Annotated in this window: 25 protein-coding genes and 1 riboswitch; of the genes, 3 read left to right on the forward strand and 22 right to left on the reverse strand. The window is 35.7% G+C overall.

Going from position 1 to position 20,056, the window contains the following annotated elements:
* Positions 1–15: 15 nt before the first annotated feature.
* The 19 genes from ACTQ46_RS01665 to ACTQ46_RS01755 all read right to left on the reverse strand — a co-directional run bounded on the left by ACTQ46_RS01665 (position 16) and on the right by ACTQ46_RS01755 (position 15,769).
* The gene (locus ACTQ46_RS01665; protein ID WP_441747010.1) at positions 16–1,263 is read right to left on the reverse strand and encodes an ABC transporter permease; all 1,248 of its coding nucleotides are present in this window, start codon (positions 1,261–1,263) and stop codon (positions 16–18) included.
* Complete coding sequence (locus ACTQ46_RS01670) at positions 1,256–2,158, reverse strand: ABC transporter ATP-binding protein (RefSeq protein ID WP_441747012.1); 903 nt, start codon at positions 2,156–2,158, stop codon at positions 1,256–1,258. Before ACTQ46_RS01670 ends, ACTQ46_RS01665 begins: the two co-directional genes overlap by 8 nt.
* Before the next feature lie 128 nt (positions 2,159–2,286).
* Positions 2,287–2,508, reverse strand: a complete 222-nt coding sequence (locus tag ACTQ46_RS01675; RefSeq protein ID WP_441747014.1) for a hypothetical protein — start codon at positions 2,506–2,508, stop codon at positions 2,287–2,289.
* On the reverse strand, positions 2,499–2,822 hold the full coding sequence (locus tag ACTQ46_RS01680; protein ID WP_441747016.1) for a nitroreductase family protein: 324 nt from the start codon (positions 2,820–2,822) through the stop codon (positions 2,499–2,501). Before ACTQ46_RS01680 ends, ACTQ46_RS01675 begins: the two co-directional genes overlap by 10 nt.
* Positions 2,823–2,988: 166 nt before the next feature.
* Positions 2,989–4,035, reverse strand: coding sequence for a baeRF8 domain-containing protein (locus ACTQ46_RS01685; protein WP_441747018.1), 1,047 nt, complete (start codon positions 4,033–4,035; stop codon positions 2,989–2,991).
* 113 nt (positions 4,036–4,148) lie between these two features.
* Positions 4,149–4,271, reverse strand: coding sequence for a hypothetical protein (locus ACTQ46_RS01690; protein WP_441747020.1), 123 nt, complete (start codon positions 4,269–4,271; stop codon positions 4,149–4,151).
* Between the two features lie 57 nt (positions 4,272–4,328).
* A complete protein-coding gene (locus tag ACTQ46_RS01695; RefSeq protein ID WP_441747021.1) occupies positions 4,329–4,907 on the reverse strand; it encodes a methyltransferase domain-containing protein in 579 nt (192 codons plus the stop codon).
* Between the two features lie 206 nt (positions 4,908–5,113).
* The gene (locus tag ACTQ46_RS01700; RefSeq protein WP_441747023.1) at positions 5,114–5,632 is read right to left on the reverse strand and encodes a DUF421 domain-containing protein; all 519 of its coding nucleotides are present in this window, start codon (positions 5,630–5,632) and stop codon (positions 5,114–5,116) included.
* 16 nt (positions 5,633–5,648) lie between these two features.
* Positions 5,649–5,789 carry a hypothetical protein gene (locus tag ACTQ46_RS01705; RefSeq protein WP_441747025.1) on the reverse strand — a complete coding sequence of 47 codons (141 nt, stop codon included), beginning with the start codon at positions 5,787–5,789 and terminating at the stop codon, positions 5,649–5,651.
* A gap of 168 nt (positions 5,790–5,957) precedes the next feature.
* Entirely contained in the window at positions 5,958–7,196 is a 1,239-nt protein-coding gene (locus tag ACTQ46_RS01710) for a dicarboxylate/amino acid:cation symporter (protein ID WP_441747027.1), read from the reverse strand.
* A gap of 473 nt (positions 7,197–7,669) precedes the next feature.
* Positions 7,670–8,854 carry a cation:proton antiporter domain-containing protein gene (locus ACTQ46_RS01715; protein ID WP_441747029.1) on the reverse strand — a complete coding sequence of 395 codons (1,185 nt, stop codon included), beginning with the start codon at positions 8,852–8,854 and terminating at the stop codon, positions 7,670–7,672.
* A gap of 43 nt (positions 8,855–8,897) precedes the next feature.
* Positions 8,898–8,969: riboswitch (Fluoride riboswitch) on the reverse strand.
* Positions 8,970–9,014: 45 nt separating this feature from the next.
* Positions 9,015–9,380, reverse strand: coding sequence for a hypothetical protein (locus ACTQ46_RS01720; protein ID WP_441747031.1), 366 nt, complete (start codon positions 9,378–9,380; stop codon positions 9,015–9,017).
* 83 nt (positions 9,381–9,463) lie between these two features.
* Positions 9,464–10,543, reverse strand: coding sequence for a sulfurtransferase (locus ACTQ46_RS01725; RefSeq protein WP_441747033.1), 1,080 nt, complete (start codon positions 10,541–10,543; stop codon positions 9,464–9,466).
* Positions 10,544–10,637: 94 nt separating this feature from the next.
* On the reverse strand, positions 10,638–11,012 hold the full coding sequence (locus ACTQ46_RS01730) for a hypothetical protein (protein WP_441747035.1): 375 nt from the start codon (positions 11,010–11,012) through the stop codon (positions 10,638–10,640).
* 235 nt (positions 11,013–11,247) lie between these two features.
* Positions 11,248–12,195, reverse strand: a complete 948-nt coding sequence (locus ACTQ46_RS01735; RefSeq protein ID WP_441747036.1) for a hypothetical protein — start codon at positions 12,193–12,195, stop codon at positions 11,248–11,250.
* A gap of 138 nt (positions 12,196–12,333) precedes the next feature.
* A complete protein-coding gene (locus ACTQ46_RS01740) occupies positions 12,334–13,092 on the reverse strand; it encodes an SDR family NAD(P)-dependent oxidoreductase (RefSeq protein WP_441747037.1) in 759 nt (252 codons plus the stop codon).
* A 161-nt stretch (positions 13,093–13,253) separates the two neighbouring features.
* Positions 13,254–13,712 carry a hemerythrin domain-containing protein gene (locus ACTQ46_RS01745; protein ID WP_441747039.1) on the reverse strand — a complete coding sequence of 153 codons (459 nt, stop codon included), beginning with the start codon at positions 13,710–13,712 and terminating at the stop codon, positions 13,254–13,256.
* 123 nt (positions 13,713–13,835) lie between these two features.
* Positions 13,836–14,705, reverse strand: coding sequence for a PPK2 family polyphosphate kinase (locus tag ACTQ46_RS01750; RefSeq protein ID WP_441747041.1), 870 nt, complete (start codon positions 14,703–14,705; stop codon positions 13,836–13,838).
* A 113-nt stretch (positions 14,706–14,818) separates the two neighbouring features.
* Positions 14,819–15,769 (reverse strand): 2-hydroxyacid dehydrogenase family protein, encoded by a 951-nt coding sequence (locus tag ACTQ46_RS01755; protein WP_441747043.1) that lies wholly within the window; start codon positions 15,767–15,769, stop codon positions 14,819–14,821.
* A 103-nt stretch (positions 15,770–15,872) separates the two neighbouring features.
* On the opposite strand from ACTQ46_RS01755, the gene ACTQ46_RS01760 reads away from it, so the two are divergent.
* On the forward strand, positions 15,873–15,998 hold the full coding sequence (locus ACTQ46_RS01760; protein ID WP_441747045.1) for a hypothetical protein: 126 nt from the start codon (positions 15,873–15,875) through the stop codon (positions 15,996–15,998).
* Positions 15,999–16,675: 677 nt separating this feature from the next.
* Positions 16,676–17,428 carry a CPBP family intramembrane glutamic endopeptidase gene (locus tag ACTQ46_RS01765; protein WP_441747047.1) on the forward strand — a complete coding sequence of 251 codons (753 nt, stop codon included), beginning with the start codon at positions 16,676–16,678 and terminating at the stop codon, positions 17,426–17,428.
* Positions 17,429–17,529: 101 nt separating this feature from the next.
* Here the strand turns inward: ACTQ46_RS01765 and ACTQ46_RS01770 are convergent, their stop codons facing one another.
* The gene (locus ACTQ46_RS01770; RefSeq protein ID WP_441747048.1) at positions 17,530–17,976 is read right to left on the reverse strand and encodes a DUF1810 domain-containing protein; all 447 of its coding nucleotides are present in this window, start codon (positions 17,974–17,976) and stop codon (positions 17,530–17,532) included.
* A gap of 210 nt (positions 17,977–18,186) precedes the next feature.
* Between ACTQ46_RS01770 and ACTQ46_RS01775 the strand changes: the two genes are divergently transcribed.
* Positions 18,187–18,513 carry a four-helix bundle copper-binding protein gene (locus ACTQ46_RS01775; protein WP_441747050.1) on the forward strand — a complete coding sequence of 109 codons (327 nt, stop codon included), beginning with the start codon at positions 18,187–18,189 and terminating at the stop codon, positions 18,511–18,513.
* 161 nt (positions 18,514–18,674) lie between these two features.
* On the opposite strand, the gene ACTQ46_RS01780 is transcribed toward ACTQ46_RS01775, so the two are convergent.
* Complete coding sequence (locus tag ACTQ46_RS01780; protein ID WP_441747051.1) at positions 18,675–19,199, reverse strand: TDE2712 family protein; 525 nt, start codon at positions 19,197–19,199, stop codon at positions 18,675–18,677.
* A 248-nt stretch (positions 19,200–19,447) separates the two neighbouring features.
* Positions 19,448–20,044, reverse strand: a complete 597-nt coding sequence (locus ACTQ46_RS01785; protein WP_441747053.1) for a ClbS/DfsB family four-helix bundle protein — start codon at positions 20,042–20,044, stop codon at positions 19,448–19,450.
* Between the last annotated feature and the right edge of the window lie 12 nt (positions 20,045–20,056).

A 20,056-nucleotide genomic window follows, 5' to 3' on the forward strand; every position in this document is an offset into this window, starting at 1 on the left:
AAAACAATAAATTATTTAACCCCATAACGCTCTTCTCACCTTTGCAAAAAGACTTGAATCGTCATAATCCAACACAGATTTTTTATATATTTTCATAGACAGGAATAAAACCAATACAGCAAAAAGCACCATTCCTAAAATAGACAACCAGACTTCTACCTGGGAAGCTGTACCTCCTGCAATTCTAAAGGGCATAATAAAAGGTGTAAAGAAGGGAATGAACGAGGTCACTTTTACAAACAAAGCTTGCGGTGAATTTAATGAAAACATTCCTATATAAAATCCTGCAATTAAAGGAATCATCATTGGAGTCATAGCCTTCTGCGCATCCTCTGCCTTTGATACAAAAGAACCGAACATCGCAGCTAAAACAATATACGTAAAACATCCGATAATAAACATAAATACTGCCGGTATGATAAGCCCTGTAAACCCTCCTAAGGAAGGTATTGCAACACCTTCCGGCAATGGCAAATTATCAAAGGGGAAGGTTAATATTGTAATAACCCCTACGATAGAATAGATCGCTATCTGTGTAAATATCGCCAATGATACACCAAGGATCTTCCCGAAAAATTGTGTCATCGGGCTGCTGCAGGACAGAAGTATTTCCATTATATGAGTTCCTTTTTCTTGAGCAATATTCGTTGCAATAATGGATGCATAGTTTGTTATAAACATAAACATTCCAAAAACCACAACATATGCAATTCCAAGTCCAATATATTTTCTGCTGAGATCAACAGTAGACTCTTCACCTTCTGGACCATAGGTTTTCGTAACCGTCTCGATATTCCAATCCGACTTATCTATTTGAGCAATCTCTTCTTCTGTTAAACCGAGACTCTTCGCACTTTCTCTCCGCTCTAGATCATGGAGTTCCGACTGTATCTTCGTTTGACTCATATCCGGGCTGTCATTTCGATTAATGAATCTGATTTGAACATTCCCATCGGATTCATTAATTTGATAGTATCCGGAGATATCATCTTCTCTTAAAGACTTTTCAGCCTCTTCTTGTGTTGTAATTTCTGTATTTAATTTCCAGTTATCACCTATTATCTTCTGAATCTCCTCATAATGAGCGGACTCTCCTATTAATGCAACGTCTCGATTTGTATTCATAGCACTCGCCGCTGCAAAAAATGATATTACTGCAATAACTGCTCCGATTATAATGGGAAGAAGAAGCAATATTACAAAGGAAAGGGATTTTACAGTCTGCAAATACGCATCTTTCGCTACAACCCATAGTTTACGCATCTTCTTCACCTACTTTCATTCTGAAAATCTCATCAAGGTCTGGGGACTGCTGGCTGAATGTTTGGATGAAACCATCTTTCGACAATAATTGGAATAATTCTTTACCGTATTCTTCCTTTTCGAGGATAAGTTCTGTTATTCCGGAAGGAAGCACCTTCCCAGATACAACTCCTTCTAAAGACAACAACTCGTCAAAAGTATATAAATCAGTCTCTACAAACACCCGATCCTTTGGAAACTGATTTCGAACCTCTTGAAGAGTACCGCTTAACACATTCCGCCCATCTTTCAACATCAATACCTTATCGCAGATATCTGTAACATTTTCCATATTATGGCTGGAAAAAATGATCGATGCCCCTCTCTCTTTTGCCTTTTTTATACTTTTTGCAAGAAGACCTGCATTCACAGGATCAAGACCGGAAAAAGGCTCATCTAATATAATCAGTTTCGGCTCGTGTATCAATGTACAGATCAGCTGAACTTTCTGCTGGTTTCCTTTGGATAATGTCTTGATTTTATCGGTCTTCTTCCCTTTTACCTGAAGCTCTTCAAACCATCCGTCGATTTTTTCAGCTGTTTCAGAACGCCGTTTCCCGCGCAGTTCTGCGAAGAAAAGAATCTGATCTTCAATCTTTCTCTTGGGATAAAGACCCCTTTCTTCGGGCAGAAATCCGATTTCGTCTAATACTTTTTCGTTAATTTCTCCGCCATTCCACAATATTTCGCCGGAGTCCATCTTCAAAAGTTTTAATATCATTCTGAATAAGGTTGTTTTCCCAGCACCATTTTGGCCGATCAGACCTAGAATTTCACCCGGCTCTATCGTAACAGATACATCATCCACAGCCTTTACCCCTGGAAAAGACTTCGACACGCCTTTTATTTCTAACATATTCGCCTCCTTCTATCCGCTCTTTTCACTATCTTCTATAAAAACTTCATAGGAATTTTTAGATTCCAACATTAGAGCCGTCTCTTTTGCGGATCTGTCTAATACTCCATATCCCCAAAAGTTAACTTCTATTCTTTAAATCCTTTTCCGAATTCATCTATAAAACATCGTTCGCTAAACTCCATTTTTTTAGGACCTTTGACTTCAGTGACAGGTTCTCCGATTGGAAAATAACCTGTTACCGTATAATCTTCAGGTACATTCAAGAGTTTTCCGATTTCTGCACCCTTTTCGTTTTCAATTTGACCTTGAATCCAAGTTGTCGCAAGACCAAGGTTTTCTACTGCCAATAATAAATTTTCTGCGCTGCTCCAAAATCCTCTTTATGCCTGCTAGGCCCTTTTCCTTTCAACGCCATTGCTTTTGTAGCAATAACCACGCATGCAGTTGAAGTTTTCGCCCATTCAAAACCATAAATATCCGCTATTTTCTTTACTTTTTCTTCTTCTAAAACCCCGATCATACGTGCCGACTGCAAGTTGCATCCTGAGGGAGCAAGAAAAGCTGCTTCTAAAATAGTCTTCAGTTCTTCTTTTGTCACCTTGCGGGATGAAAACTCTTTTCGATAGCTTCTTCTATTTCTTAGTAATTCTAATAGTTCCATACTTATGTCTCCTTATATATATAATTTATAAATCATTTATTCCCAATATAGTATTGTCTTACAAAATTATTATACTCTTTTTTTACTTTAACCCCAAATAAAAGAAGGAACCCTCTAAAGGCATTCCTTCTTTTATTTCATCTGCTTTTCTTTTTTTATACTGATATTAATAACGGTAGTTTGCCCCGATACCTAGTTCAAACTCGGACTGATCGCTGTCAACAAGGACGATTTCTCCTCCTGCTGCCATAACAGAAGAAACAATTTTTTCAATCTCTGCATCATCAAATTTTGTTGAAACAAATAGCGTTTCAATTTTTCCGGTATGAGCTTCCTTTTTAATTTCTTCGAGATCTTTCGTTCCTCTATCGTTTGCAATTTCAGTATGAAGTCCTTCAATTCTCTTATTAATTCGTTCAATATATTTAGGAAGGAGTTTTTCCCTTAAAGTATCTACCACTTCATTGATAGGAATAGAGTCGAAGGGCTTCTCGATTTTTTCGTAGATCGGAATACTGTCTGCACTTTCCGAAAAAGATGCAACACTATCTGTCGTCCCGAATAAGATAACTGGAAGAGTACTGTCTTTGAAAAATTCTCCTAGTTCTTTATCAAGATAACGATAGTATTTTTCCATATCCTTTTCATCCTCTTCCGGTTTTGATTTCTGACCGTGGAGAGAATTTGAAGTATTTCTTGTAAAGTTTACATTCGTTTCATTATCATTATCATCATACAAATCTGTGAATTTATCGCACACTCCAGGGGTCTCTACTTCCTTGATCTCTCCGTTGATTAAGGAAAAGAGACTGTATCGGTCCCTAGAGATATCTAAAAGATAATAGTCATTCGGTGTTTCGTAATAGTTCATAAGCTGAAGTATATCAAAATGATCGCTTACTACTACTTTTTCATTTATCCGGCCTCCTAATCGATAGATACGTGTTCTTTCGGCGTCGATAAGAACAGCGAGACCTTCAGTTGAATTGTTCCAAAAATCGATGTCTTCTTTAAGATTATGAGCTTCTTTAAAGAAATCTTTACTCTCTTTCCCTTCTGTTTCTTCGAATTTCTCTTCTGCTTTATTTAGAAGATTTTTGAATCGAAGGGGATCTTGTTTATTCTCCGGGGAACTTTTATGAGTTGGCAAATAGATACTAACTAAAGGCCCTTGAGTCTTTTCTGCTAATTCTCTTAATAATGTATTTTTCATATTGCCTCCTTTTATAGTTCATATTAAATCTTTACCCGAATATTGTTAGAATCAACCTTTATTGAAAAAAGAAAAGCTAGAGTATTGCAATCAACACTCTAGCCCTTTAATCTTTATGATATTGCTTTATAGGCTGTAATCGTAGAATTTCTTAAATATCTTTTTAAATCAATATTAAGTCCCCATTTTCCTGCATATTCATCTGAAACTACTTTTGTTTCAATATCAATATTCACAAAACCTGTTTCTTTTAAAATCCTTTCTAGCTCTTCCAGAGTTAATGCTCCTGCAACTCATGTGCCGTACATTCTAGGATCATCAAGGACTTCTTGGGGAAGATGTTCTGACAAAGTAATATCCGAAATCCCGATTCTCCCGCCTTTTTTTAAAACTCTTAAAATTTCTCTATAGACAATACTCTTGTCTGTCGCAAGATTAATAACACAGTTGCTGAGAACAAGATCGATGCTGTTGTCTGCTATAGGAAGAAATTCGATCTCTCCTAGACGAAATTCAACATTTGTAAATTTCCTTTTTTCAGCGATCATGCGAGCCTTTTGTACCATTTCTAATGTCATATCCACGCCGATTACATGCCCGGATGCTCCAACCTTTTTTGCGGCAATAAATACATCCATTCCCTTTCCGCAGCCAAGATCAAGAATCGTCTCGCCTGGTTTTGGTTCCGCTTTTTCTTGAGGGTTTCCGCAGCCCAATCCCATATTCGCCTCTTCTGGAACAGAATCCAGCTCTTCTTGGGTATATCCTAAGGCCTTGCCTAATTCCTTTGTTTTAACTCTTACCTTTTTCTTATCCGAAGCAATATCTTTGTAAAAGTCTGCAACAGATTTTTTAATGTCATTTTCTTTCATCTATATCAAACCTTTCTTGATTTTAATTATCGGACTGCCAAAAGCATGCATATCTTCATAATCCATTGTTCTAGGTTTATTATAGGCCTTATAAAAAAATACTGCAAACGTCATTCCACCTGTAAAACACTTCGCATCAAAACCTATATATTTTATTAAGAACTATAATACAAGGTGAAGTGTTTTAAATTAAGCACAGCCTGCAACTATATTTTATCAACGGATCTTCCAATCTCTTTCAACAATTCACCTTCTGATTTCACTATAGAAAAAGTTCCATTTGTTTCCAATACAACAGCGGCAACTTCCTCCATTGATCCGCTTCCCGAATTCTTAACAGCCTGCATAATCTCGTCTTCCGCAACCCTCTCTTTTTTCATTCTCTTTTTAAGAAATTCGCCTTTATAAAAAACAAGCGTCGGTTCCGATTTGATCATTTTGTTGAATCCATCAAATCTTGATGATAAAAAGGTGATAATAAACTGAAGAACAACAAGTATTGAAATCATTGCCAGCCCTTCCACCAAGGATATTGACTTGTCAGTGATAACTGTTGCAAAGATGGATCCTAACGCGATTGTCACAATGAAATCAAATGAATTGAGCTTTGATAATGACCTTTTTCCCGACACTCGAAGCAGTACAACTATAAAAATATAGTATATTGTTCCGTAGATTAGGGTATGAAGCACTGAGTTTCCTGATATTATTTCTATTATATTCATCAACCTTTCTTATTTCTTATTTCTTACTTCTCTTTTCTGCCTGTCCTGTAAACATCGAAACAGGACTATTGTCATATCTATGCTGATAAGATGAACTTAATCTTCCGCCTTCATCGATGCAGTAAACACATTCGTTCCAGCTAAGATTAATAATCATCTCCCCGGTTTGGGTTCAGCTTTTTCCTGGGATCTCCGCAGTCCAACCCCATACTCGCCTCTTCTGAAACAGAATCCATCTCTTTTCGGGTATGTCCTAAGGTCTTGCCTCATTCCTGCGTTTTAACTTTTACCTTCATCTTACCCTCTGCAACATTGAAACACCGGTTTATTCTATTTTTGATACCGGCCTTTCAGTTGCTGTTTCTATTTTTGTCTTTGTCTTAATATGCTTATTATAAAACTTATCAATAAAGACTGCAATTGCATTGTCTCCAGATATATTCGCTGCTGTTCCGAAACTGTCTTGAGTAAGATATAAGGTGATCATCAGCTGTTGAAGTACTTCTGTTGAAATTCCAACCATCGGCAAGAAAGGAAGAGCTGACATTATAGCTCCTCCCGGAGCCCCTGGCGCTGCAACCATAGCAACACCCAGCATCATAATAAAACCTAAGATCATCGTAAACTCATGAGGCATATTATACATGAGTAGAACTGCCGTTGCACAAGAAGTAATCGTTATCATACTTCCTGCAAGATGAATCGTGGCACATAAAGGAACAACAAAATTTCGGATATCCTCGGATACACCATTTGCTTCAGCACATTTTATATTAACAGGAATGGTCGCTGCAGAAGACTGTGTTCCGATCGCAGTCATATATCCAGGAATTTGATTTCTAATAAGCTTGACTGGATTTTTCCCAGCATAGGTTCCAAACACGACAAATAAAAATGAAATATAGAGCAAATGCATAACGATTACGATAATAAATACTTTCCAAAATACAGAAAGAACACTAAATACTGATCCTGCATAACTCATATTCGCAAAGTTTCCTGCAATGTAAATAGGTAAAAGCGGGATAATAACCTTATTTAAAACTTTAATAATAATTTCTCCAAAGTCATCGAATACCTCGTATAAAGCCTGCCCTTTCCCTTGTCCTTTTAGCCAAGAAATACCAAGGCCCATCATAAAAGCAAAAACGATTGCCGCTGTAACATCAAGCATCGGTTCAAGGGGTATCGTAAAAATAGCTTGAAGACCTTCCCCTGTTTGGGAAATCTTTTGAACCAGTTCATCTGTTATAAACGTTGGAAAGAAGTTGGAAGCAACAATATAGGCAATAGATCCTGCGATGATAGTGGATCCGTAAGCTGTTAACGCTGTAACTCCAAGAAGTTTCCCTGCTCCATCCGTTAAATCCGCAATTCCTTTCACTACAAATCCGATAATCATCAACGGAATAACGAAGTTCAAAAACACGCTAAACAAGCTGGAAAATGTTACCAGTACCCTGATTACAACCTCTGGAATAAACTTCATTTGTCCGATGGCAATACCGAAGATAATTGCAAGAATTAACCTGGGTACTAAACCTAATTGTATTTTCTTAGTCATATAGACCTCCTTTAAATTTTAATACATTTATTTGATGTTTCTTTAGAGACTTCTTTATGTATCCTTGCTTTTCTTTCCTCGCTAACATTTATTACCCACTTAGTGTCTATTTTATACAATTAAACTACTTTTGTGAATAGTTTTCGTTAAATAAATTACATTGAATTTTCTGAATTGATCTTTCATCTTTCTATCTAGAGATTCTGAGATAATATTTATCTATAATTATTCTTTTTCATCTCATAACATTTCTAAAAAATTTATGAATTGCAGCACTTTTTGTAAAACGAATCTCCTGAAAATCCTTTTCTTCTTTTCCCAACAAGACAAAAAATCCCACATTGAATAGACAATGTAATACATATCCTCTCTTTTAATTTTATTTTATGATAGCAAACAAAAAGAAAAGATTTCTTTTCATCAAAAAAGAAATCTTTTCCTGTCCTTTTATATTAAGTAAAAAATGTAATATTTCAGTACTTCTCCTTCGTTAGACATTTTTTATAGCTTCTATCTATTAAAACAGCGCCTATGGGTGCTGTGAGTATTATAGATAAAACTGCAACTGTTAATGACAAGTCTCCTACCGAAAGCCCCATCGCTAAAGGAAGTCCTCCAATCGCTGCCTGAACAGTCGCTTTGGGCATATAACTAAAGACTATAAACAATCTCTCTTTTTTATTAAGCTTTGTTTTTACAAGACAAAGAAATACACCTGCTATTCGAAACAACATTACTGAAAAGATCAGCAGCACTGCCGGTATCCCGGCCTTTAGCCCATAGTGAATATTAACCGTTGCTCCAACTAAAACAAAAAGCAGAGGCTCTGCTGCTACCCATAGTTTTGAAAACTTTAAAGAGAGTCTTTCGCCTAACTCCTTTTTCTTTTGCTGGATTGCCGCTGCTAATGACATAACTGCCAGCAAACCCGAAAATCCTATATTTCCAGTAAAGTTTTTTTCTAATGTAACCAGAAGAAAAGAAAAAGATAATACAATGACCACTTTCCCAGAATCTCTGATATGGAACCTTGTAAAAATGTGAGTTAATATCATTCCAACAACAGAACCAATAACTACTCCCAGCACTATTGACGAAGGGATCTGCAAAAATTGAAGTGCTCCTGCGCTTTTTCCTGCAGCCACGCTTGTAAAAGCTGTAAAGAGCACAATAACAAACACATCATCTACGGATGAACCTGCCATAATCATCTGAGGGATGCTTTTCCCTGTTCCATAGCCTTCTTCTATAAGATTTAACATTCTAGGAACCACTACAGCAGGAGATACAGCAGCTACCACCGTTCCCATAATCGCAGCATCTAAAAGACTTATCTTAAATAAAAGAGGCGCTATGAGAATCATTCCTGCAATCTCTATACTCGCCGGTAAAAAACAAAGCAGAAGTGCTGGTCTTCCAGATTTTCGTAAACTCTGGATATCTAAATTCAATCCTGCACGAGTTAGTATTATAATAAGAGCAATCTGTCTTAACTCCGTTGAAATATTCAATATACTTTTGTCTAATATATTTAACATATAGGGTCCCAGAACCATACCTGTAAGAAGCATCCCTAGAAGGCTGGGAAGTCGGATTTTTTCAAACACATCCCCTAAAAATATCCCCAATAAAAATATCAAAGCTAATGAAAACAGCATCTTATTTCCCCTTTCTCATAAAAAAAGCTGACAACTCTATGAATAATCCATAGAAGTCATCAGCTAACATGCAGTTTAGGCAAAGCCAAGGGAGAACTTCATTCCCTGTAAAAATAATACTTTACACAAATATTATTGTCAATTCATTTTTTAACTAGCGCTATCTTTTTTGATCTCTTAACTCGATCATTATCCTGACAGCAGCTTTTAGGATTTGAATCACCGCCGCTGCTCCAAATACCAGCAATATAAAATAATAAGCCCGTATGCTTTGAGTCGTGTTTAACATTTTAAAACCGATCCATAATCCAGAAAGAATAAATACCCCGGCTGTTTCATACAAAGCTTTTCTGCTGAGCCTTTTCTTGTTTTTATAAAAGAATAGAATTAAAAGGATCGATAGAATAATAAGCCCTGCAGTAAAGGCTGTCTGTATCTCTTCTACAGGATATGTGTTTTCCCAATTCCTATTCTTATACAACACATATCTTGCCATTCCCATCCTTCTTCTCGTAAAATAATTCAATACAAAGGCCCCTATAAAAAGAAGTATTTGGATCAGAGTGGCGAAAAGATAGAGTATATTTTTCTTATTGATATCTTTCATCTTTATTGTTTTTTGGCTTTATCTGTCGTTAAATCTTTTACCTTGACGTATTGGACGTCTGAAGTTTTTGGATCTCCTAACTGAACATCATTCTCTGGATCCATCTGCCATTGGAACCATCCACCGTCATAAACTGTCACATTTTCTTTTCCGCTTTCATAGGCTTTTAAAAACGGAACTGCTGCTCTCCAGCCTGTGCCGCAGTAGTAAGAAATTTCGTTATCGAAGGAAGCATCGGACTCTTTTAAAATCCCTTCTACTTTATCAATATCTATCGTTGTACCGTCTTCATTATTATAAGTTCCGTCATCGGTATCTTTTCCCCAAATAGCTCCCTTTGGTTCTCCAGCACGGTCGATATATCCGTAACCGCTCGTTTTTCCCTCAAACTCGTCTCGGCTTCGAATACTGACAAGTCTAAAATTATCGTCATTTGCAAGCTTATCTTTCACTTGATCAATCGAAAGAATATACTCGGGATGAGCCGGAACATTTACACCGAAAGCTTTGTCTGTCGCTTTTGGAGCATTGCTTCCTTTTTCTAATTCATATCCTGCGTTTGACCAAGCTTCAATCCCGCCGTCCAATGCTTTAACATTCTCAACACCAGCCCATAATAAAGCCATAGCTGCACGATCGTCTCCAGAAAACTCAGGAGAAGCGCCATATACAACTACCGTTGTATCCTTTGTAATACCAAATTTCTTGCATAAAGCTTCGATTTCCTCCGGTGTACGGATATTCCAAAACTCTTCTGATTCGATATTATCTGTATTCATATGAACAGCGCCAGGTATATGGCCTTCTGTGTAAGCCGGATTATCTGCTTCTTCTCCCCATGCAACATTTAAGATAATATAATCTTTCGATTCCTCCTGATTGCCGTCAATTAAGCTTTTAAGCCATTGAGGTGTAACAAAAATTTTTTTTACACCTACTGGATCTGCTTCTGTTTTTTCCTCAGATACTTCCCTTTGTGCCGTTTCTTCTTTTTTTGTCTCTGTGCCTGTATTGCTGCATGCAGTAGTGAAAAACACTGCTGCCATCAATAAAAACATAAGACTAATAATTCTTTTTTTCATTTCTTCCTCCATCATTATAGTAATTAATATATACCATCTTCCATGATATCGGTCGAGATGAACATTTTTGCATAATTAAGGGAGAATAATATTCCTATTTAGTAGGTTCTTCTTCGTTTCCAAAGGTTTCATTATCCTCTTGGGTAGATTTTCGGATAATCTTTTTTGTTTTTTGAAGGGGATAAGGTACTTCTTCTTTTTGAAAATATTCCACATCTATAACCTCTTTTACTGCCAGTTTATTATTTTCCCCTACTTCTACTACTATAAAATCTCCTTTTACAATAGAAGGATCTTCTGTCCTATAGTAATATACTTTATCATCTCCAAATATTACACTTAAATAGATATAGTCGCTTTCTCTCCGTTTTCTTTTGTTATAAATGGAAGGATTAAACAGATCCCCTATTCCAATATGAAGTAATAACTCCAATAAATTATTAACAAAACTCCACCAACTCTTCGGCAAAGAATTTTTATCGTATGTTCCGATAATTTTATGCTGAGGCCTTTTTCGAAAGTCAATCGTAATTTGGAAATCTCTTCGAGGATTATTATCTTCTATTGTATCGTTCTCATTGCCGGCAATTTGATTAAAAAAACTATAATCCCATTGATCTAAAAAAGAGGAAATGATTTGATCTACTTTATATATTTTGCTGATCTCGCAAATCCCTTCTACCCGCTGTTCGTGTTTTAGCGTTTCAGTTTGTCTGAAGATCGATAATCAGTATTTCATAGTAATCTTCGAATCCGCTGAAAAAAGAATCATTCTTTATGGATTTTACATTATGAGATAATGTACTGTGATATTCTAGTTTTATTCTCTCTATTTTCTCTTTTATTAAACCTTTTCCATCAAAAAGCAGAAGATTTTCTATTTTTATCCTGTCTCTTATTCTTTTTGATAATTTTTCCAAGGACTCTTCTTCCTGAAAAAGATATCCAGAATACTGAAAAACCTCATTTTTCTGATTTTCCAACTTTACAAGCCAAAAACTTTGCTGATCAACTATATCTAAAGCGATATCTTTTTTAAAATATGTACTTAATTCTAAGAGAAGTTTTTCTGCATGTTGTTGTGTTATTTCGATCTCTTTTATTCTTCCTGGATCTAAATTTCCTTTTTTCTCTTCATAAATATAAGCTTCAAGTGAAACATTTCCATCTTCTGCTAGGATAAGTTTCTGCTGAATTTCTTCTCTATCTTCTAGCGGTTGACCAAAGATCGCATTATTTGAGATAATAGTAATTTTTTTCGGCTTACCCCTAAAAAGAAATGGATTCATGCCAGTATTTGAACATAGCATTTCCATTCGTCCTAATACTGTAATAAACCAAAGGCGGTTGAAGGGAATTAAGAGACCTTCTTTTGTCCATTGACTTAAATGCTTCCACATGGAAAAAAGTATCGTTCCTAATCTCTCTATATCTGAAATTCGGATAAGCTCTTCGTAAAGCACAGATATATCCGCCAACGCTTCTTTTTGAACCAGCCCGCCGGATTGAAGTTCTTCTGCCCTTATCTGAAAACCTAGAGAAAAACACTCCTTCGGAAAATTTTGATTCACTTCGGATTCCTTTGTCATAGGGTTTTGAAAAATCAATATCCATTTATATGCAAAATCAGAGATCTTTTTTTTATCTGCCATGGCTGTTCTCCTCTCCTTTGAGCCTATTGATGTAGATAAATATCCTTGCCTATACTTCTATTTATCTTATCCATAATTTTTATCTATGATTTTAAAAAAAGAAGCAGAATCCATCTTCTGCTTCTTTTCATAAAAAAACTACTTTGCACTGCTCCATCCGCCATCGATAGGCAAAGCTATACCAGTAACATAAGCTGCCTCTTCAGAACCTAAAAATATCGCTCCTGCATTCAGCTCTCCTTCATTGCCTGGTCGTTTTAATGGTACAGTAATTCCCATATATTGTTTGAAATCATCTGTTTCCAATGTGTCGATCGTTAACTCTGTAGTGAAAAACCCAGGGCAAATTGCATTTACAGTGATTCCTTTTGGAGCCAGCTCTGCAGCCGCCGCTCTTGTAAAGTTTATTACACCGGCTTTTGAAGCATGATAGGCAGAGGTGTTTTGATTCGTTCCTAAAATCCCGTACATAGAAGCAATATTAATAATTCTTCCGTAATTCTTTTCCGCCATTTTATTCGCCACAGCACGCGTCATCTTAAATACTGAAGAAAGGTCCGTTTCGATCGTAAAATCCCATTCTTCATCCGTCATTTCAGTTACAGCTGCATTCTTGCTGCTTCCTGCGTTGTTGACTAAGACATCTATTTTGCCAAATTCTTTAACAGCCTTTTCTACAGCTTCATTTACTTCTTCTGTAACAGTAACATCACATTTTACAGGCAGTACTTTCGTTCCGTATTGTCTTAAATCTTCTGCTACAGCTTCCAACTTTTCTATACGTCTTGCGGTAATAACTAGATCCGCCCCTTGTTGTGCAAATCCTCTGGCCATTTGTGTGCCAAGACCTGAAGATCCTCCAGTGATAAAGACTACTTTTCCCTTATAATCAAACATAATTCCTCCTATAAAATTTACACTTGTAATTCAAAGTTTTATATACTTATAAATACTATTATACTTTATATTCATTATCTGTCGCCAGTCTGATATATAAACAGACTATTTCCCTGTTTATAGAAAAAAGACTGGAGATATATTCTCCAGCCCTGTTGGTTTTATTTAAGATCTTTCTTTTTTTCCTTTTCCTTTTTCTCAGAGACTTCTTCAAACTCTTCTAAAAGCTGTTCTCTATCTTTTTTAGATAAAGCCTTTTTCGCAATAGCTGAGAACTCATCCTCTTCCTCATCCATATGATGCTCTAACACCTCTTTTAACACAGCGAACTTCGCATCCCAAGTTTCATTTTCTATAGATGTTCTTTCTAATACACTAAACTGGTAATTTCCAAGCTTATGCTCCTCGATCATTTCTAAAACCGTATCTAAGTCTTTTCCCGACACATTCTCTTTTACAGCCGGAAACACTACTGCTTCTTCCCCGTTATGATGACCGTATAATTTAACAAACAGTTTTCTAAAAAGCTTCTTTTTTTCTTTTCCAGATGCCTTTTCGATTTTCTTCATCAATTTTTTAAACTCGCTATGTTCTTCTTTGTTATGCTTAATATAATCCATGACGCCCCCCAATAATGTTTTTATACTTCAGTTATTTATACCTGTCCATCCTAAATTTAAACAAATTATGAAATTTAGAGATTTTACATAAAAAAGGGCTTATGTGCTCAGCCCTCATAAAATCTATTTTTCATTCTCCAGTTCTTGTATGGCTTTTTCTAAACGTTTTTTATCTTCTCCTGAGATCTTTGGAAATTTAGGATTGATACTCTTTAGAAGATCCAGAGCAATTTCGCCGGCAAGAAGCCTTGAATACCAAGCATTGTCTGCAGGCAGTATATACCAAGGCGCCCAGGGTGTGGAGGTTTTTTTAATTATTTTCTCATAAGAATCTTGAAACACATCCCATCTTCTCCGGTCTTCGATATCGCTGAAAGAAAATTCCCAATTCTTTTCGGGATCTTTCATTCTTTCTAAAAGCCTATCTCTTTGAGCCTCTTTAGAAATATAAGGGAAGATTTTAATAATTGGAAAACCGCTTTCTACTAAATATTTTTCGTATTGATTGATATGATTGCAGCGTATTTCCCACGTCTCTTTATCCTTTCTCTCCCCGTGGTCTGGAATCGTCCCTTCACCATCTTTTGCCAGCAATGCCAGTATTTCTTCATAATAGGAACGGTTTAACACAGAAATTTGTCCTCTCTCCGGCAAAGCTTGATGGCTTCTCCATAAAAAATCATGCTTTACTTCCACTTCTGAGGGTTTATGGGAGGAGGTTATTTTTAACCCTTGTGGAAGAAGATGCTTGAATATAAAGGCTATGATTTCGTCTTTTCCAGCTGCGTCCATCGCCTGCAATATTAGCACGATCCCCTTTTTTTCTTCTGCATGAAATTTTGTATGAAGATCCGCTAATCTTTCAGTCATTTCCGGAATTAATTTTTCCTTCAATTCCTCATCAGAGTAGAGAGTCTTTTCGCATTGGTTGAAGTCCTTCAAATCCAGTTCTTTATCTGAATCAAACCGGTATTTGCTAATGTCTATTTTCATTTTTTCACCTATTTTCTTTATTTTTTATTAAAATACCCCAACCCATAAAATCTATTCACTCTGCTTTTTGTTTTTTATACCCTGTTTATCCGCGAAAAATAAATCATCTTGGATTAATTCACTTTATTTCTTGGTGTTTCTCCATTCTTATAGTCCAATAAATTGTCTACACAGGCTCTTCCCATTTCCATTCTCGCCTCCACAGTAGCATTTCCTAAATGGGGAATAAGAGTAACATTATCCAATTCTAAAAGCTCCTTTGAAACTTTCGGCTCAAATTCGTATACATCTAAGGCCGCACCTTGAATAGCTCCCTCTTTTAACGCTTCTACCAACTCTGACTCGTTCATCAAAGGACCTCTCGCTGCATTGATAAAATAAGCTGATGATTTCATCTTATCAAACTCTTCTTTCCCAATCATATGATGAAGCTCTGGAGCAAAAACAGTATGAATACTTAGAAAATCTGATTCTTTTATTACGTCTTCCTTCTCCTTATATACAACCCCTTCCGCCTCGATATCTTCTTTTCGATTTCTGGAATAATATATTACATTCATCTCGAATGCCAGCGCCCTTTTTGCAAGAGTCTTTCCGATGTTTCCCATACCGATAATCCCCAACGTTTTACCTTTTATCTGATTACCCAGAAAATAAGTCGGTCTCCATCCTAAAAATTCGCCCTTGCGGAGATTTTTTTCAGCTTGTGATAATTTTCTGGAGGCGGAAAGTATCAATGCAAAGGCAAGTTCTGCTGTCGAAACAGCCGAAGAAGGAGCAGGGGCATTGGTCACAACAATCCCTTTTTCCTTAGCATACTCTATATCGATATTATCGAAACCGGCGCCGTAATTTGCGATGATCTTTAATGTTTCTCCCCCGTCTATTATTTCTTTATCGATCTTATCCGATAAGGGGCAAACCAATCCCTCCGCATCTTTTATTTTATCCATGATCTCTTCTTTCTTGAGAGGAGTATTGCTGTTGTGATAATCTACATCAAAATTTTCTTCTAATGCCTTAATAATTTCTTCTGGTATCCTGCTTGTTACTACTATTCTCAATTCTTATCCCTCCTTTTATTCTTCTTTAACTACTTTACCCGATATTTTCTGGTAAAATCAAAGTAAGTATCTATCATAGATATAGAAATAGAAAGGAGTTATTATGGACCAAATATCTTTATTGAAAAAAACAAGAGACTATATAAAATTCCCTATCCGTAAAATTGCCCCTAATGAAGATCTTTTAAATAGATTTCAAGAACATATACCAGAAGATGTTCTGTTTTAAGCAAATAATATAGATCTCGTCCTTTTAGCGAGGCTTTTTATGAATGGACTAAAATTCAGGAAACAAATTCTTTTATTAAAAAATTTTTCCGCAGATAGCAGCTGTAAAAAACAGGGATCCTGCTACTATATGTATAAGAATCCCTGTTTTTTGTTAAGTTTCCTTTTTCTTTTTTATTCGAAGAAGCTCTCCTTTTATCTATTTTAAAATTCTTCCCCTCATCTTATAAGGCAGGTAGAAGAATCTTTCGCAATCTTATGTATCCGTATTCATCTATTTCTTTTAAAAATTGCAAGAACTCAAAAGAGCCACTACAATAAAGATTAATATCGCCTTTTTCATGATCTTACCTCCGTATTCATAATCAATATTTGTACTCTCTTATTTTACCTTAATTATCCTAACAACTATCTTCAAAAAAGCTACATGAAATACAAGAAATTTCTACATTTTATTTTTCAGCAAATAAATATCTTAATTAATGATATTATATTTATAAATCAGGCTATTAAGAAGAAAAATAATTCTATTTCCTTAACCTAAAATACAGGAGGTTTATTATGAAATACCGTCTCTACAATCGTTTGGCTGAAAAGCCCACAAAATGGCCTATATGGTAGGGCCTTGTTCCTTTTCTTCTCATGGCTGTCCCTTCCTTTCTGCTGAACTTTCTTACTATGATTCCGGGACTTGGCAACGTAATCATACAGCTTAGCCCTATTCTTCATTTGATCATTGCCTTTCTTTTGATCTATATCGTCTTTGTGTTCCTTTCAAAAAAGAAACCCAGATCTGCAGACTTAGGCTTTGATACGAAAACATTAACGAAAAAAAATATCATTATTGTTCTCCTCACCTTTGTTATCACTCATTTGATCTTTTATTTTCTATCAAAATTAAGAGGCGTTACTTCTAATCCTCAAGTAGAATTTACAAGTGGAGGATTCGGAAAAGGCTTTGTTGCTGATCTAATACTCATAATTGCTGGAACCATAATCGCTCCAGTTTTTGAAGAATTGATTTATCGCGGATTTATGCTGCGCTCTTTTCATGATGGATTATTAAAATTTTTCCCAAAATCTACTGGGATTTTTGGTATTCCCGCAATTCTTTCCATCATTTTAACAGCCATAGCTTTCATCCTGCCCCATGTTGCTGATCTAAATATTAGTGTAATGACACTCGCCTATTTTGTAACGAGTGCCGGATTCAGTATTGTTTATCTATTGACTCGTTCTATGACAGCAGCTATGGTTAGCCATTCCCTTCAAAGCTGTTTTGCTACTACGCAGATTCTGATATTCGGACATGGAGACTATGCAGTATCCCCAATTGTATACGGAATTTCAATATTTTGTCCTGTTATCGTCTATTTTATAGGAACAGCAATGCAGAAAAGATATAAAAAAAGGGAACAAATAGTAGAATAAACTTAAAAAGAGCTTTCCATCAGGAAAGCTCTTTTTAAGTTTATAGAAATATACAAATAATACTTTTCTATATTCTTAGGATATATTAAATTATTGACCTTCTAAAAAGATTTTTTCTTATTCAAATCTTTCTTCTGTTCCTTGATCATCCTTAAGGTAACAGGGTCCATTTCACCATGATAAAATTTGTCCAGCACTTTCTGAAAAATAGTATCCCCGCTGATAGATAAAAACAATGTCATGGAAGATCGTAGTTTCTTATCGTCTGGAGACCCAAAAACTGCAGTTGGATCACTTGTATCTATTTCCAGCAACGCCTGTGTTATCTCTAAAAGTCTCATCCAAAGAACCTTGTTTTTTGTATACTCCTGTGCTTCTTTCAGATCTTTTATGCCATAGTAAAGTGCTGTTTCGCTTCTCCCCAACCCTTTAAGCTGAGGGAAGATATACCACATCCAATGTGACTTTTTTTGTCCTGATTGAATTTCCCGAAGGGCTCTGCTATACGAGTCTTCTTGCGCCTTTAAAAAACGATCTAGTGATGCCATCTTATTTCTCCTCTATTTTTTTCATATTGCTCTATCGATATAATAAAATACGGTCTTGCAGTTATTTTACCCATAAAAACAGTGTTCATTAAATATTAAATTATTTACATAAAAAGATAATTTTGTCATTTATTAAGGTCTATCTTGTTATCTCTTCAGAATGCTTGGGTAGATAATTAATGAAGCAAAAAATAAAAGGAGGATCTACATATGACACATGATAAAAACAAAGAATTAATACAAATATTGGAAGAATGTACCGCTGCCTGCAGCCATTGTTTCGATGCTTGCTTGAAGGAAGAAGATGTAAAAATGATGGCTGGCTGTATCCGCTTAGATGTGGAATGTTCTGAAATCTGTTCCCTGTTTTCAAAAGGGCTCGCAAGGGATACCCCCTTCGTGAAAGAACTCGCAGCAGCTTGTGCCGCAATATGCGAGGCCTGCGGCAAGGAATGCGAAAAACATGATCATGATCACTGCCAAAAATGTGCAGAAGCCTGCTTTAAATGTGCGAAAGCCTGTAAAGATGCCGCTTAGTATTTAAATATGCAAAAGCCGGGCAGCTTAAAGAGGCTCCTGCTGTTATAATAGGAATTTTCTGCACCATTTTCTTGATTGGTTTGGAGAAAATTTTTAAGACAAATTATTGTATGAAACACAAAAGCACCGCCAAGATACATCATCTTGACGGTGTTTTTTTATAATAATTCTTTCACTTTTTCTTCTATAAATTCCTGCATCGGTTTGCCTTCTATTTTAATACTTCCATCTAAAAAGTCAGCGATCAATTTGAAAAAATTAATGGTTAATGTATTTCCGTCTACATAATAGGTATCTTCATGGCCTGGAATAAATACAATGTTGATCTCTTCGCTTTTTGTTTGTTCTGTATACTCCTCTTTTAAATGGTCCAAGTTGAGCAATTTCACCGATTGAAGCATTTCTTTCATATTGTCCATATCTTCTGTCATCCACATGTTGTTATTCCAAAAACGAGATTCTTTTTTTGTGGGATGATTGACCAGTTCTCTGTTGGATAATGCAGACATCACTTTGCGGACGGATTCTTTTGTAAACTCCTTTCCATAAAGAGGCGCCATTTCCGTTTTTTCTGAAACCTCAATACAATAAGCATCAACCACTTTTTCTTTTGAGCTCATACTTTCCCAAAAAAACACCATCATTTCCAATACATCATAATTAATCTTGATTCTATTTAACATATATTTCCTCCTTTGGAATCAGCATTGTTATAATTATATCATAAAACGCCTTCCAATTTTTTATATAGCTTATTTCGTCAGCTGCTAACATTTATTTATCATTAATAGAAACAGAATACAAGTTTTATTTCAAACAAAGATTAAAATGTCTTTTTGATCTCTGAAACTTTTTTCGTAAAAACAGCATTCTCCTCTCCATAGTTCTTTAGCCTATCGATCTTGTCTAAGATTTTGCAGTTTTAATTTTTTTAACAAAAAACCGGGCTCTGATTCTTTTCCCGGTTCATTTTTATCTTGTATTTTCTTCCTTTTGACAATTTTTTCCTATGGGCTTTCAATTTCTTAAACGCCCAGTTATAATGGCTTGAAGTTGCCCAATAAAAGCAGTTTCCTAAAGCAGCAGTCTCGGTCCATGAGAATATATTCCTTGAAAACAATTCTTCATTTGTAAACTTTCTAATGATGTTCATTACTTCTATATGGCTTTTAATAATCATATTCTTTGAATCTTCAAAGGATGTTCTTTGATGTATATTCCATATGCCGTTATTCATGCACTCATAGGTTTCCCAGTTGTAAGGTTCCGGCAGGAAAGGTTTTTCTATACCTTCCATATTGGAGTTGATCCATTTTATCAGAAGCTGATGCCATTCATAGAGTTGAACTAGAATATCTCTAAGATTTTTGTCTCTTTTCCAATGTCCCAGCTTTCTATTCGGATCTTTTGAAAAATCGAATTTTGTACTTAATTCTATGTAGTTCATTGAACTTATAAAATCCCAGAGTTTAGCGTAATCATGATCTGCTTTTAATAATAATTCCACTTTTGTTTTTGGTCTAGCCATGCTGCACCTTCT

The sequence above is a fragment of the Gallicola sp. Sow4_E12 genome, from assembly GCF_052116305.1.
Lineage (GTDB): Bacteria > Bacillota > Clostridia > Tissierellales > Peptoniphilaceae > JBQKLI01.

Bases quoted from the DNA above. Each gene is read 5' to 3' on its own strand.
- ACTQ46_RS01665 (WP_441747010.1), bottom strand. From the start codon at position 1,263: ATGCGTAAACTATGGGTTGTAGCGAAAGATGCGTATTTGCAGACTGTA.
- ACTQ46_RS01670 (WP_441747012.1), bottom strand. From the start codon at position 2,158: ATGTTAGAAATAAAAGGCGTGTCGAAGTCTTTTCCAGGGGTAAAGGCT.
- ACTQ46_RS01680 (WP_441747016.1), bottom strand. From the start codon at position 2,822: ATGGAACTATTAGAATTACTAAGAAATAGAAGAAGCTATCGAAAAGAG.
- ACTQ46_RS01685 (WP_441747018.1), bottom strand. From the start codon at position 4,035: ATGAAAAATACATTATTAAGAGAATTAGCAGAAAAGACTCAAGGGCCT.
- ACTQ46_RS01695 (WP_441747021.1), bottom strand. From the start codon at position 4,907: ATGAAAGAAAATGACATTAAAAAATCTGTTGCAGACTTTTACAAAGAT.
- ACTQ46_RS01700 (WP_441747023.1), bottom strand. From the start codon at position 5,632: ATGAATATAATAGAAATAATATCAGGAAACTCAGTGCTTCATACCCTA.
- ACTQ46_RS01705 (WP_441747025.1), bottom strand. From the start codon at position 5,789: ATGATTATTAATCTTAGCTGGAACGAATGTGTTTACTGCATCGATGAA.
- ACTQ46_RS01710 (WP_441747027.1), bottom strand. From the start codon at position 7,196: ATGACTAAGAAAATACAATTAGGTTTAGTACCCAGGTTAATTCTTGCA.
- ACTQ46_RS01715 (WP_441747029.1), bottom strand. From the start codon at position 8,854: ATGCTGTTTTCATTAGCTTTGATATTTTTATTGGGGATATTTTTAGGG.
- ACTQ46_RS01725 (WP_441747033.1), bottom strand. From the start codon at position 10,543: ATGAAAAAAAGAATTATTAGTCTTATGTTTTTATTGATGGCAGCAGTG.
- ACTQ46_RS01735 (WP_441747036.1), bottom strand. From the start codon at position 12,195: ATGGCAGATAAAAAAAAGATCTCTGATTTTGCATATAAATGGATATTG.
- ACTQ46_RS01740 (WP_441747037.1), bottom strand. From the start codon at position 13,092: ATGTTTGATTATAAGGGAAAAGTAGTCTTTATCACTGGAGGATCTTCA.
- ACTQ46_RS01745 (WP_441747039.1), bottom strand. From the start codon at position 13,712: ATGGATTATATTAAGCATAACAAAGAAGAACATAGCGAGTTTAAAAAA.
- ACTQ46_RS01750 (WP_441747041.1), bottom strand. From the start codon at position 14,705: ATGAAAATAGACATTAGCAAATACCGGTTTGATTCAGATAAAGAACTG.
- ACTQ46_RS01760 (WP_441747045.1), top strand. From the start codon at position 15,873: ATGGACCAAATATCTTTATTGAAAAAAACAAGAGACTATATAAAATTC.
- ACTQ46_RS01765 (WP_441747047.1), top strand. From the start codon at position 16,676: ATGATTCCGGGACTTGGCAACGTAATCATACAGCTTAGCCCTATTCTT.
- ACTQ46_RS01770 (WP_441747048.1), bottom strand. From the start codon at position 17,976: ATGGCATCACTAGATCGTTTTTTAAAGGCGCAAGAAGACTCGTATAGC.
- ACTQ46_RS01775 (WP_441747050.1), top strand. From the start codon at position 18,187: ATGACACATGATAAAAACAAAGAATTAATACAAATATTGGAAGAATGT.
- ACTQ46_RS01780 (WP_441747051.1), bottom strand. From the start codon at position 19,199: ATGTTAAATAGAATCAAGATTAATTATGATGTATTGGAAATGATGGTG.
- ACTQ46_RS01785 (WP_441747053.1), bottom strand. From the start codon at position 20,044: ATGGCTAGACCAAAAACAAAAGTGGAATTATTATTAAAAGCAGATCAT.